The organism is Variovorax sp. OV084 (assembly GCF_900111625.1).
Classification (GTDB): Bacteria; Pseudomonadota; Gammaproteobacteria; order Burkholderiales; family Burkholderiaceae_C; genus Variovorax.
This window is the reverse complement of record NZ_FOII01000005.1, coordinates 152043-164240: the sequence shown is the minus strand read 5'-3', so window position 1 is coordinate 164240 and position 12198 is coordinate 152043. Positions and strand designations below refer to the sequence as shown.

Sequence of the window (12198 nt, the reverse complement as noted above, 5' to 3'; positions counted from 1 at the left end):
GAAACCCTGGGGTGAAACCTTGGCGGAGCCGGGTGGAAGCCCCGGTCCTTAAAATGAGGCCCAGTTTATCGGGACACCCACCTTGTCTTTGCCCACCTCCGCTGCCCCCATGTCCCAAGTCGTGACTTCCGGCTCCTTTCTGACCCTGCATTACCGGCTGGCCGGCCCGGCGGGCGACATCATCAATACTTTCGCCGACAAACCCGCGACCCTGTCTCTCGGCACCGGCGAGCTTTCTCCTGCCATGGAGCAGCGCCTGATGGGCCTGGAAGAGGGCACGCACGCCACCTTCGAGCTGCCCGCCGGCGAGGCTTTCGGCGACCGCAACCCCGACATGCAGCAGTGGGTGGCCAGGAAGCTGCTCGCGCAGATGGGCGACCCCGACGAGCAGTACGCCGTTGGCGACGTCGTGCAGTTCCCCACGCCCGACGGCACCGGCAGCTACGCCGGCGCGGTGATCGAGTCGAACGAGACCGGTGTGCGCTTCGACTTCAACCATCCGCTGGCCGGCCAGCCCGTCACTTTCGAAGTGAAGCTGATCGGGGTGCTATGAACTCCGAGATCTCAGAAGTCATCCTGGCCGAGCCGCGCGGCTTCTGCGCGGGTGTCGACCGCGCCATCGAGATCGTCGAGCGTGCCATCGCCAAGTTCGGCGCGCCGATCTACGTGCGCCACGAGATCGTGCACAACACCTACGTGGTGAACGAGCTCAAGGCCAAGGGCGCGATCTTCATCGAGGAACTGTCCGACGTGCCTCCCGGCGCCACGCTGGTGTTCAGCGCGCACGGCGTGAGCAAGGCCGTGGAGCAGGAGGCGCGCGACCGCGGCTTCGAGATCTTCGACGCCACCTGCCCGCTGGTGACCAAGGTGCACGTCGAGGTGGCCAAGCTCGCGAAAGAGGGCTACGAGTTCATCATGATCGGCCACAAGGGGCACCCTGAGGTCGAGGGCACGATGGGGCAGCTGTCGAGCGGCATCCACCTTGTAGAGGACGTGGGTGACGTGGCGAAGGTCTCGCCGACGCAGACCTCCAGGCTGGCGGTAGTCACCCAGACCACACTGAGCGTGGACGACGCCGCCGAGATCGCCGCCGCGGTGCGCGCGCGCTTCCCCGAGGTGCGCGAGCCCAAGCAGCAGGACATCTGCTACGCCACCCAGAACCGCCAGGACGCGGTGAAGATCATGAGCCCTCAGGTCGACCTCGTGATCGTGGTCGGCAGTCCCACCAGCTCCAACAGCAACCGGCTGCGCGAACTGGCGCAGCGGCTGGGCACCCAGAGCTACATGGTCGATTCGGCCGAAGAGCTGAAACCCGAGTGGTTCGAGGGCAAGACGCGCATCGGCCTCACGGCTGGCGCCTCGGCCCCCGAAGTGCTGGTGCGCGAGGTGATCGACCGCGTGCGCGCGTTCGGCGCGGTGTCGGTCCGCAAGATGGACGGCATCGAGGAAACCATCAAGTTTCCGCTCCCCAAGGGCCTCAAGCTCGACGACATTCCGCCTCCAGGACACATCTCTTGAACGATACGAAAACAACCGACTGGCGCTCTGAAATAGACAGCGCCGCCCGAAGGCTGAGCGAACGCGCCGGCCACTTCCTGCGCGAAACCCCGCTGTGGAAGCTGCCGGCAAGCGCCTTCGGCATTGAGGTGCCGGGCGCGGAGATCTGGCTCAAGCTCGAGCACATGCAGGTCAGCGGCAGCTTCAAGGCGCGCGGCATGATGAACCGGCTGCTGGCCAACGACATTCCGCAAAGCGGCGTGGTCGTGGCCTCGGGTGGCAATGCGGGCATTGCCACGGCCGCCGCTGCGCGTGCGCTGGGTGTGCCTTGCCAGGTGTTCCTGCCCGGCGTGTCGCCCGAAGCCAAGCGCGCGCGCCTGCGTGCGCTGGGGGCCGAAGTGGTCGTGGTCGGCGAGCTGTATCCCGATGCGCTGGCCGCCTGCCTGACGCGCCAGAAGGAATCCGGCGCCTTGCTCACGCACGCCTATGACCAGCCCGAAGTGGTGGCCGGCGCCGGCACGCTGGGCCGCGAGATCGAACAGCAGGGCGGTCTGCCCGATTCGGTGCTCGTGAGCGTGGGCGGTGGCGGCCTGATCGGCGGCCTTGCCGGCTGGTTCGAGAAGCGCGCCCGCGTGGTGGCGCTCGAACCCGAGAAGGCGCCCACGCTGTTCCGTGCCCGCGAAGCCGGCGAGCCGGTCGACGTGGAAGTGGGCGGCATCGCGGCCGATTCGCTCGGCGCACGCCGCATCGGTGCCATTTCCTGGGAGATCACGCAGCAGCAGGTGCAAGACGCGCTGCTGCTGTCCGACGAATCCATCCGCGCAGCCCAGCAGTGGCTCTGGAAAGAGCTGAAGCTGGCGGTGGAACCGGCCGCCGCGCTGCCGCTCGCTGCACTACAGACCGGCGCCTACGTGCCGCGCGAAGGCGAGAAGGTGTGCCTGATCGTCTGCGGGGCGAACGTCGATCCTGCGACGGTTGCCTGATCGGTTCTTACTTCTCGCAGTTCACCATCCAGGCCACGCCGAATTTGTCGGTGAGCATGCCGAAGCCCGTGGCCCAGAACTGCGGGCCGTAGGGCATTGTCACTTTGCCGCCTTCGGCCAGCGCGTCGAACAGCTTCTTGCCTTCGTCGACGTTGTCGGCCTGCACCGATAGAGAGAAGCCCTTGTAGCCCTCGAAGGGCCACTCGGGTGGCGCATCGGAGGCCATCAGCTTGTGGCCGCGGGCCTCGAGCGTGGCGTGCATGATCTTGTCCTTGTACGAGGCCGGCGTCTGGGCTCCCGCCGGGCTTTCGCCGAAGGTCATGCTGAAGACGACCTTGCCGTGCAGCGCCTTGGCGTAGAACGCGAGCGCTTCGGCGGCATTGCCGTTGAATGTCAGATAGGCTTCCATCGTTTTTCCCTTCGAGGTGGGTCAGTGGGACCGCGATGCTACGCCCACCTAAAATCCCCCCCATGCTTGACATCACCCTGCTCCGCAAAGACCTGGCCTCCGCTGTGGCCGGCCTCGAAAAACGCAAGAAGAACCAGCCGTACCTCGACGTGTCGGCGTTCACCGCGCTCGAGGCCGAGCGCAAGACGCTGCAAACCCGCACCGAGGAAATCCAGGCGCGCCGCAACACGCTGAACAAGCAGATCGGCCCGCTCAAGGCCAAGGGCGAGTCGGTCGATGCGCTGATGGCCGAGGTCAATGCGCTGAAGGCCGAGCAAGAGTCGCAATCGAAGCGCCTCGAAGAAATCCAGCCCGAGTTGCACGCGCTGCTGCTCGCCGTGCCCAACCTGCCGCACGCCAGTGTGCCGGTGGGCGAGGACGAGACAGGCAACGTCGAAATGCGCCGCTGGAGCCCGCAAGGCGGCGCCGGCGCCAATGCCACGCCGCTGGCCTTCGCGCCGAAGGACCACGTCGACCTGGGCGCGCCGCTGGGCCTCGACTTCGAGATGGGCGCCAAGCTCGCGGGTTCGCGCTTCACCGTCATGAAGGGTCCGATCGCCCGCCTGCACCGCGCCCTTGCGCAGTTCATGCTCGACATCCAGACCGAGAAGCACGGCTACAGCGAGTGCTACGTGCCCTACATCGTCAACGCTGCCACGCTCAGCGGCACCGGCCAGCTGCCCAAGTTCGAAGGCGACCTGTTCGCCGCGAAGAAGGGCGGCCAGGACGGCGAACCCGCGCCCGACCATTCGGCGCTGTACCTCATTCCCACCAGCGAAGTGCCGCTGACCAACTTCGTGCGCGACGAGGTGGTGGCCGAGTCGCAACTGCCGATCAAGCTCACTGCCCACACGCCGTGCTTCCGCTCCGAGGCCGGCAGCGCGGGCCGCGACACGCGCGGCATGATCCGCCAGCACCAGTTCGACAAGGTCGAAATGGTGCAGATCGTGCACCCCGAGAAGAGCTACGACGCGCTCGAACAGATGACCGGCCATGCCGAAGCCGTGCTGCAGGCGCTGGAACTGCCGTACCGCGTCGTGCTGCTGTGCACCGGCGACATGGGCTTTACCGCCGGCAAGACCTACGACCTCGAAGTCTGGCTGCCGGCGCAGGACACCTACCGCGAGATCAGCTCCGTCTCGAACTGCGAGGCCTTCCAGGCGCGCCGCCTGCAGGCGCGTTTCAAGAATGCGCAGGGCAAGAACGAGCTCGTACACACGCTCAACGGCTCCGGCCTGGCTGTGGGCCGCACGCTGGTGGCCGTGCTGGAAAACCACCAGAACGAAGACGGCTCGATCAACGTGCCTGCGGCGTTGCGTCCGTACCTCGGCGGGCTTGAAGTTCTGCGCGGTTGATCGCAGGGAGCTTCAAAAGCCCCATTTTTGTCTGCTATAATCGCAGGCTCGACAGCACCGGAGAGGTGGCAGAGTGGTCGAATGTACCTGACTCGAAATCAGGCGTACTAGCGATAGTACCGAGGGTTCGAATCCCTCCCTCTCCTCCAAATACGCTTGCAAGCGGTTGATTGCTGAAAGCCTTCTGGCCTTTCATTCTTCTGCTGGCAAAGCCACTATCAAAAGCCGCAGTGATTTTTCACTGCGGCTTTTTTCTTGCAGCTGACCCGATCAGAAGTTGTGCGAAATGCCCAACTGCAGCCCGCGCGCTGCGCGTCCCGGCGTGCTGGCCGGCGCCGAGTCGGCAACGGTGTAGGCCGCATTGCCGCGGTTGCGGACAAGCGAGTAGGTGCCGTACAGCGCGGTGCGCTTGCTGAGGTAGTGCACGTAGCCGACGGCATATTGCGTCGCGTCGTCGCTGTCGATGCCCGGTCCGGAGCGGTTGGAGCGTGCCACCGAGGCCTTGATCACGCCCGGGCCGACTGGCACGCCCAGGCCCAGCATCACGTTGACCTGCTTGTCGCCCTCGGTCTTTTGCCGGTAGTAGTTCGCGTAGAGCTTTGCGAGCCCGAAGTCGTAGGTGCCGCCCAGGCTGGCCACGCTGTAGTCGTTGGGGCCGACCGGTGTCACGCCGTAGGCAGCCGCGACATCGACCGTGCCGTTGGTCCAGCCCAGCCGCCCGCCGCGGTAGCGGGCGCCGTCCTCGCCTTCGGGCAGGGCGTACATCGCCTGGCCGTAGAAGCCGCCCAGGTTTTTGGGCAGGAAGTAGCCCACGGAGTTGTTGGCTCGCGCCAGCGTGCGTGCGCCGCCGAGGCCGAAGGGCCAGCCTTCGACGATGTTGGCAGAGCCGCCGACGCCCACGGTGCCGAAGGGGGAGAACTGCGAGATGTTCCAGAACGTGGGCGTGTAGTCGCGCCCGAGCCGCAGCTCGCCGACGCTGTTGTGCGACAGGCTCACCGTCGAGCGCCGGTGAAAGCCGACGCCCTGGACCTCGCCCGTGTCGGGCAGCAGTGCCATTTCCAGCCAGAAGCTCGCGGCCAGCCCGCCGCCCAGGTCCTCCGTGCCGCGAAAGCCGAGTCGGCTGGGGAAGATGTTGCCTCCCTGGTCCATCGACTTGACGGAGCGCCCGTCGCTTTTCGTGTACGTGAGGTTCATGTCCAGCGTACCGAAGAGCTGGACGCTCGATTGAGCTGTCGCGCCAGCGCTGGCGGCGATGCAGAGCGCACCCGCAATGGTGTGCGGCAGCCGGCGGCGAAAGGGTGGGGTGGTTGTTGTCTTCATGCGTGTCTCCTCGTTGTAGAAATGGCGTGCGGAAATGGCGCGTGTTGGCGCGTGTCGGCGCGCGGTGCTTGCGCTGCAAGCACCACGGCGTGAAAACCTCAGAAGAAGAATGGGGAGCGGCGTTCGTTCAGCCGCGCCGGGGCATCGTCAGTCGATGCGGATGCCCTTGGCCTTGATCAGCCGGCCCATGGTCTGGGCCTCGCGTTCGATGATGGCGCGGGTGTCGGCGGAATTCGTCGTCATCGGCTCCAGCCCGGCATCGGCGATCTGCCGCGCCATCTCCGGCGAGCGCGTCACGGTGGTGATTGCCCGGTTCAATTGCTCGACGATGGCCTCGGGCGTGCGCGCGGGCACCCAGAAGCCGAGCCAGGTCGACACGTCGTAACCGGGATAGCGCTCTGCAACGGTCGGCACGTCGGGCAGTGCCGCGCTGCGCTGGCTGCCGGTATAGGCCAGTGCCTTCACCCGGCCCGCCTTGATGTTCGGCAATGCCGAGATCGGGGGCTCGAAGCCCAGCATCACCTGCCCACCGATCACATCCGGCATGGCGCCCTGCTTGTAGGGAACGTGCAGCATCTCGATGGCCGCTGCTTCCTGCAGCAGCTCAAAGCCCAGGTGCGAGGTGCTGCCCGAGCCGTAAGACGCGAAGCTCACGTGACCCGGCTGGCGCTTGGCCAGTGCGACCAGTTCTTCCGTATTGCGCGCGGGCACCGTGTTGTTCGCCACGATGAATGAGCCGCCCTTGAGTGCCTGCGTCACAGGCACAAGATCTTCCTTCGGGTTGTAGGGAAGCTTCGAGAGGAGAAACGGCGTCATCGTGAACGGGTTGCTCGTCGAGAACAGCACCGTGTAGCCGTCGGGCGTTGCCTTGGCCACCGCGTCCGTGCCGATGGTCGACAGCGCGCCCGGTTTGTTCTCCACGATCACGGGCACCTTCAGCAATCGCGAGAGCTGGTCGGCATAGCTGCGCGCGAAGATGTCGGAGCCGACGCCGGGTGGCGTTGGCGTCACGATCTTGATGGCTCGTTGGGGCCAGGGCGCGCTCTGTGCAAGCGCAGTGCCCATGGTGCATTGCAAGCCGGCGGCCCATAGCAAAGCCAGAGTGGTGATCCTCTTCATATGTCTCGTCTCCTGATAGTTGTGGACGCATCCTAGGGAGACAAATCCATATCTGGAAATACTCATTCGAGATGCTTTTTTATACCTCCTTCGTATTGATGAATGAGTATGCGAGGCCCGCCGAAGAGTTCAGCGCTGCGCGAAGACCTCGATCTCGACGCGGCGGTTCGGAGCAAGGCAGTCGATCAGCTCTGCCCGCCGTGTCTGCGCACATTGCACCTTCGGTTCCGATTCGCCCTTGCCCTGCACCTGCATGTTCTGCGCGGGCACGCCAGCTTGCACGAGGTAGTCGCGTACGGTGTTGGCGCGCGCCAGCGAGAGTGCCTGGTTATAGGTGCTGCTGCCGAGCCGGTCGGTGTGGCCAGTGACCCTGATCGTGTCCACCGATTTGACGCTGACCTTGATGTCGCTTGCCAGGGCGTCCAGCTTGCGTCGCCCTTCAGGCAGCAAGTCGGCCAGCGAGCGGCCGTCGAAGCGGAAGAGGCCGTCGGCACCGAGCGTCGTCTTCGCAGGAGCAACCGCCGGCTGAGCGGCCGCGGCAGGCCTCGTCACCACGGGTGGCTTGAGCACATCCGCGCAGCCCGGCCCCTTCCAGTACATCCCGTTGGTCAGCACGTCTGCATTGAAGCGAACCATGTACTGGCAGGTGATGTACTCCGGGCCCGCACCGGTGCGGAAGTGAAAGATGTAGTTCCATTCGCGCACGCCGCCCAGCCCTTCGCTGAAGTGCGGAAAACTCAGCAGTTCGCGCACCTGGTCCTTGCCCAGGCCGGTGCGCATGTTGCGCAAGGCCTCGACGCTCGGGAACGCGCCCTGCTGCCATTTGGCCGAGTTCAGCGCGGGAAAGTCTTCGTCCTTCGGCGGCGCCGGGTTCTCCGAAGCGGCTCGGGCCTGCATCTCCGGCGTGATGGTGTAGCTCGGGCTGGCGCAGCCGCCGGCCAGCAGTGCCGCGAGGCAGAGAACAGTGAAAGGGGCCTTGGCTTGAAGAAGCTTGTTCATGATGGGGTGCGTCCAGTTCATTCGTACGGCGATCAGTTGAAGACCCATTCCGCGCCCACGGTGGCGCCCACGCCGGCACGGCTGGTGGCCACGCCGCCGGTGATGCTCCAGGCGTTGTTCTCGGAGGTACGCCGGAAACTGACGCCCACCGCGCTCTGGCCCTTGAAGGAGCCCGCGCCGATGCGCATGACCGTCTTGCCCGGAACGTAGCTTCCGGGCATCTGCAGCGCCATGGCCGCGGCAACGCCTGCATAGGCGTTCTTCTCGACTCCGTCGAGGCGGTCGCTGAGGGCGTTGATGCGGTTGTTCAGGCCGCCGCTGACCGCATTGAGCTGGTTGACGTTGACCGCGTCGGTGCCCGCCACGCCCGGCGCCACGTTGTGCACCGTGACGGGCCCGGTGGCATTGCTGCCGCCCATGGTCACGCTGTTGTAGTTGGTCGTGCCGTCCGCGTTGGTGTCGTACTTGACCGTCGACTGATCGATCACTGCCACCTGGCCTTGCACGCCCCGCAGTTGCGAGACGTTGACCGCGTCGCTGTCGGCCGTGCCCGCGGCCACGCCGGTGATCTGGCGGAACTGGCCGCTGGCGGCATTGCCCACCGACACGGCCGCCAGCGTGCTGGTGGTCGCGCCTATGGCAATGCGCTGCGCGTCGGTGGCGGTGGGCGGCACGTAGCCTGCCACGCCTGCCGCAGTCGAAGCCACCGAGCCAGCTCCCAGCGCCACGCCGCCGGCCTGTGTCACGCTGGTGCCCGCGCCCAGCGCCACGCCCTGCACCGCGGCGGCCGACGACTGCGTGCCCAGCGCGATGGAGTCGGCCAGGTGCGAGGTTGCACCCTGGCCGATTGCAATGCCGCCCGGTGCGCTCTGCTGCACGATGGCGCCATTGCCGATGCCCACGCCGTTGTTGCCGTTGACCACCGTCTGCGGGCCGACCGCCACCGACTCCGTGCCGATGGCCAGCGAATCGGCCGCGGTGGAGTTGGCGTGGAAGTACTGGATGGGCGTGACCGCAAACGACTGCAGCGCGCCGCTGAGCTGGCGCACCGTGACGGCGTCCTGCGCCTGCGTGCCGTCGGCCACGTTGGTGATCTGGCGGTAGGTAGTGGCGCTGCCGACGGAGAGGGCGCCGAGCAGCGTACGGTCGGTCGTGTTGAAGGGGATCAGCGAACTGCCCGCGGGGATGTTGCCGGTGCTGCCTGCGACTGCGCGGTCGGAGACGGAGCCTGAACCGATGGCCACGGAGCCGGCGACAGTTGCACTCGCATCCTTGCCCGATGCGATGGCATCGGCGCCAGTCGCGCCAAGGTTGTCTTCGTTGCCGCCACCGGTCGAGTTGACGCTGTAGTACCTGGTCTTGTTGGCTGTGACCGTGGTGCTGAGGTTCTCGATCGACTGGTTGGTGGCAAACAGCTGCGAGCCGTTGATGGCATCGGTCGAAGAGCCGGAAATACTGCCGGCCGCCACGTTGGTGATCGTGCGCTCGGCGCCCACCGCGCCAACGCTGACTGTGCTCGTCGGCGTAGTGCCGGCAAAGTTGTAGGTCGTGCCGTTGATGGTGGTGCTGGCCGTGCCGACTGCCACGCCCGTCGTGGAGCCGGAGCCCAGTGCCACGTCGCCAGCGTTGTTGGCCACTGCGTTCGGTCCGATGGCGACGGAATTCGTCCCCAGCGCCTGCGAGTCGGCCAGCGTCGAATTGGCGTGGAAGTACTTGATGCCCGCGCCGGTGTTGATGTCGTTGATCGTGTTGCCAAGGACGGTGATGTCGGTCGTGTTCTTGGTGACCTGCAGATTCGTTGCATTCAGCTGCGAGCCGTTGACCGCATCTGTCGACGTGTTGGAGAGCCTGCCGGCCGCCACGTTGGTGATCGTGCGCTCGGCACCCACTGCACCGACGCTCACCGTCGAGGCCGGTGTCGTGCCGGCAAAGTTATAGGTCGTGCCGCCGATCACGGCGCTGGCCGTGCCGACTGCCACGTCCGTCGTGGCCCCCGAGCCCAGCGCCACGGCGCCGGCGTTGTTGGCTACCGCGTTCGGGCCGATGGCGACGGAATCCGTCCCCACCGCTTGCGAATCGGGCAGGGTCGAGTTCGCGTGGAAGTACTTGATGCCCGCGCCGGCGTTGATGTTGGTGATGTCGTTCGTGTTCTTCGTGACCTGCTGGTTCGTGCCGAACAGCTGCGAGCCGTTGATCGCATCTGTCGAGGAGCCGGAGATCCTGCCGGCCGCCACGTTGGTGATGGTGCGCTCCGCACCCGAAGCGCCGACGCTGACCGTGCTCGTCGGCGTGGTGCCGGCGAAGTTGTAGGTCGTGCCGCCGACCACGGCGTTGGGCGTACCGACCGCCACGTCCGTCGTGGAGCCCGAGCCCAGCGCCACGTCGCGAGCATTGTTCGCCACCGCCGTGTCGCCGAACGCGACCGCGCCCGCGGCCAGCGCCTTGCTGGTACTGCCGATGGCCACGCTGCCCTGGCCGACCACGGTGTTCTGGTAGCCGATGCCGACTGCGCCCTGAGCCGCCGTGCCGGGCACGCTCACATCCTGGCCGCCGCCGCCGACCTTGTTGGTGTTGCCCATGGCCACGGAGCCGTTGCCGGTGGCGGTGTTGTCCAGGCCATTCGCGATCGCGCCGTTGCCGGTGGCGGTGTTCGGGTCGCCGATCGCCACGGCGCCATTGCCGCTGGCGACGTTGCCGGAGCCGATGGCCACCGCCTTGCCGCCGGTGGCCCTGGAACTGTTGCCGATCGCGACTGCATCGGCGGAGTCGGCGACGGTGTTGGTGCCCATCGCTATCGCATTGAGCGCCGAGGCATTGGCGCTGTTGCCGATAGCGACCGCCTGCGCTGCGGACGCATTGGCGAGTGCACCCACTGCAGTAGCGTTCTGGCCGCTCGCTGCTGTGCCGAATCCCAGTGCGGTTGCGCGCGTGACGGTTGCCGCAGCGTTGTTGCCCATCGCCACGGTCCCGTCGGCCGCGGCGTTGGCTCCCGACCCCGCCGCGACCGAGCCGACTCCGCTCGAGAGGGCTTGATTGCCCATGGCCAGCGAGAAATCCGCCGAAGCATTGGCGAGGTTGCCGAGCGCTGCCGAGCTTGTTCCTGCCGCGTTGGCCGACGTGCCGATGGCTGCGGCATCGGCGCCTACGGCGTTGCTCCCCCAGCCGCCAGCGAACCCGCGCAAGCCGCTGGCCGTCGAGCTGACACCGACCGCTGTGGAGTTCGCTCCCGAAGCATTGGCAAAGGTGCCCAGGGCGCTGGCGCCGGCCGCGGTGGCATTGGCGGAAGCGCCGAGCGCGACAGCATTGACGTTGTTTGCGAGCGTGCCCGTCCCCAGCGCCATTGCAGAGGTACCCGAAGCGACCGCAGTCGACCCGACAGCCACTGCGCTTTGTCCGGTCGCCTGGCTCTGGAAGCCCATGGCTGTGGTGTTGAGCTGGGACGCCGTCACATCCGTGCCGATGGCGACAGCGCCGACTGCTGTGGCCCCCGTTCCCGCGCCGGTACGCGAGCCGATGTAGACCGAATTCAGCTGGGACGCGATCGACTGGAAGCCGACGGCGATGGCGTTCTGAGCTGTTGCCTGGCTGCGGGTACCTTGCGCAACGGTATCCAATGCGGCCGCATTTGCGAGGTATCCAAGGGCAACGCTGCGCAGCCCGGTCGCCTTCGTGTTGAAGCCGATGGCGGTTGCGTACGTGTCGCTCGCAGTCACGTCCGTACCGATTCCGATCGAACTCTCGCTCAGCGAACCTGCCGTCGGGGCGGTGCGTGCGCCTAGATAAATGGAGTTGACTCCGGACGCACTGGCTCCGGAGCCAACAGCTACACCGTTGACTGCCGAACTCGTGGCCCCACCGCCCACTGCGACCACGCCCGTCGCCGAGGCAACGGCTGACGCACCCACGGCAACGCCGTTTCCAGTTGCTTTCGACTGCACGCCGATACCGATGGACCCCGCTCCAGTGGAGGCGACATCCGTACCGATGGCAATCGACGACTCTCCGGTTGCTCCGGTTCCTCCAGCGGTACGCGCGCCCAGGTAAAGAGCATTGACCGCCGAGGCAATAGCGCCGTAGCCGAGAGTCGTGGCATTCAGCCCCGTACTGCTGGCGTTAAAGCCTATAGCTGTGGCTCCGCCCATAGTCGCTTGGGACTGCTGACCTGCGCAAGTCGAGCTGCCGCTATAGACGTAGTACGGCCCCGCAGTGCAGATCGCTTGCGCCTGCGCCAGCGAGGCCCCTCCAAGCCCGCCCATGGTCAGCAGCGCGGTCATGATCCCCGAGCGCAGGCGCCTCGACGGAGGCAGCGTGAGTGCACCGGCCGTCACGCAACTCCCACTGCGCTTGCCGCGCGCGCAAGTGAGTTCCGACGCCGCTACCCAGGCGCCAAGGGATTCGTTCCAGAGCGAGCGATAAGTTGTGTTCATGAGCCCCATCCATCCGTTGGAAAACTATTGAATGGTCGTGAGGCCATTCC

Annotated in this window: 9 protein-coding genes and 1 tRNA gene; 5 read left to right on the top strand and 5 right to left on the bottom strand. The window is 66.3% G+C overall.

Annotated features, from left to right (window positions below):
* The first annotated feature begins 109 nt into the window (after positions 1 to 109).
* The 3 genes from BMW87_RS15840 to BMW87_RS15830 are packed head-to-tail and all read left to right on the top strand — an operon-like array spanning position 110 to position 2480.
* Positions 110 to 553 carry an FKBP-type peptidyl-prolyl cis-trans isomerase gene (locus tag BMW87_RS15840; RefSeq protein WP_093057967.1) on the top strand — a complete coding sequence of 148 codons (444 nt, stop codon included), beginning with the start codon at positions 110 to 112 and terminating at the stop codon, positions 551 to 553.
* Positions 550 to 1518 (top strand): 4-hydroxy-3-methylbut-2-enyl diphosphate reductase, encoded by a 969-nt coding sequence (ispH, locus tag BMW87_RS15835; RefSeq protein ID WP_093077340.1) that lies wholly within the window; start codon positions 550 to 552, stop codon positions 1516 to 1518. The genes BMW87_RS15840 and ispH overlap by 4 nt, the downstream gene beginning before the upstream one ends.
* Positions 1515 to 2480: a threonine/serine dehydratase gene (locus BMW87_RS15830; RefSeq protein WP_093077338.1), complete on the top strand. Its 966-nt coding sequence runs from the start codon at positions 1515 to 1517 to the stop codon at positions 2478 to 2480. The genes ispH and BMW87_RS15830 overlap by 4 nt, the downstream gene beginning before the upstream one ends.
* A gap of 7 nt (positions 2481 to 2487) precedes the next feature.
* Here BMW87_RS15830 and BMW87_RS15825 read toward each other — a convergent pair whose 3' ends face one another.
* Positions 2488 to 2889 carry a VOC family protein gene (locus BMW87_RS15825; RefSeq protein ID WP_093077337.1) on the bottom strand — a complete coding sequence of 134 codons (402 nt, stop codon included), beginning with the start codon at positions 2887 to 2889 and terminating at the stop codon, positions 2488 to 2490.
* A 62-nt stretch (positions 2890 to 2951) separates the two neighbouring features.
* On the opposite strand from BMW87_RS15825, the gene serS reads away from it, so the two are divergent.
* Both serS and BMW87_RS15815 read left to right on the top strand, forming a co-directional pair.
* A complete protein-coding gene (gene serS / locus BMW87_RS15820) occupies positions 2952 to 4283 on the top strand; it encodes a serine--tRNA ligase (RefSeq protein ID WP_093057963.1) in 1332 nt (443 codons plus the stop codon).
* Positions 4284 to 4342: 59 nt separating this feature from the next.
* Positions 4343 to 4432 (top strand) — tRNA-Ser (locus BMW87_RS15815).
* A 121-nt stretch (positions 4433 to 4553) separates the two neighbouring features.
* Here BMW87_RS15815 and BMW87_RS15810 read toward each other — a convergent pair.
* From BMW87_RS15810 to BMW87_RS15795, 4 genes are all read right to left on the bottom strand, one after another.
* Positions 4554 to 5603 (bottom strand): porin, encoded by a 1050-nt coding sequence (locus BMW87_RS15810; RefSeq protein WP_093077335.1) that lies wholly within the window; start codon positions 5601 to 5603, stop codon positions 4554 to 4556.
* A 147-nt stretch (positions 5604 to 5750) separates the two neighbouring features.
* The gene (locus tag BMW87_RS15805; protein WP_177192783.1) at positions 5751 to 6722 is read right to left on the bottom strand and encodes a Bug family tripartite tricarboxylate transporter substrate binding protein; all 972 of its coding nucleotides are present in this window, start codon (positions 6720 to 6722) and stop codon (positions 5751 to 5753) included.
* A gap of 129 nt (positions 6723 to 6851) precedes the next feature.
* The gene (locus BMW87_RS15800; RefSeq protein ID WP_256216793.1) at positions 6852 to 7721 is read right to left on the bottom strand and encodes an OmpA family protein; all 870 of its coding nucleotides are present in this window, start codon (positions 7719 to 7721) and stop codon (positions 6852 to 6854) included.
* 32 nt (positions 7722 to 7753) lie between these two features.
* Positions 7754 to 12148 carry an ESPR-type extended signal peptide-containing protein gene (locus BMW87_RS15795; protein ID WP_093077330.1) on the bottom strand — a complete coding sequence of 1465 codons (4395 nt, stop codon included), beginning with the start codon at positions 12146 to 12148 and terminating at the stop codon, positions 7754 to 7756.
* Positions 12149 to 12198: the final 50 nt, after the last annotated feature.

Bases quoted from the DNA above. Each gene is read 5' to 3' on its own strand.
- BMW87_RS15840 (WP_093057967.1), top strand. From the start codon at position 110: ATGTCCCAAGTCGTGACTTCCGGCTCCTTTCTGACCCTGCATTACCGG.
- ispH (WP_093077340.1), top strand. From the start codon at position 550: ATGAACTCCGAGATCTCAGAAGTCATCCTGGCCGAGCCGCGCGGCTTC.
- BMW87_RS15825 (WP_093077337.1), bottom strand. From the start codon at position 2,889: ATGGAAGCCTATCTGACATTCAACGGCAATGCCGCCGAAGCGCTCGCG.
- serS (WP_093057963.1), top strand. From the start codon at position 2,952: ATGCTTGACATCACCCTGCTCCGCAAAGACCTGGCCTCCGCTGTGGCC.
- BMW87_RS15810 (WP_093077335.1), bottom strand. From the start codon at position 5,603: ATGAAGACAACAACCACCCCACCCTTTCGCCGCCGGCTGCCGCACACC.
- BMW87_RS15805 (WP_177192783.1), bottom strand. From the start codon at position 6,722: ATGAAGAGGATCACCACTCTGGCTTTGCTATGGGCCGCCGGCTTGCAA.
- BMW87_RS15800 (WP_256216793.1), bottom strand. From the start codon at position 7,721: ATGAACAAGCTTCTTCAAGCCAAGGCCCCTTTCACTGTTCTCTGCCTC.
- BMW87_RS15795 (WP_093077330.1), bottom strand. From the start codon at position 12,148: ATGAACACAACTTATCGCTCGCTCTGGAACGAATCCCTTGGCGCCTGG.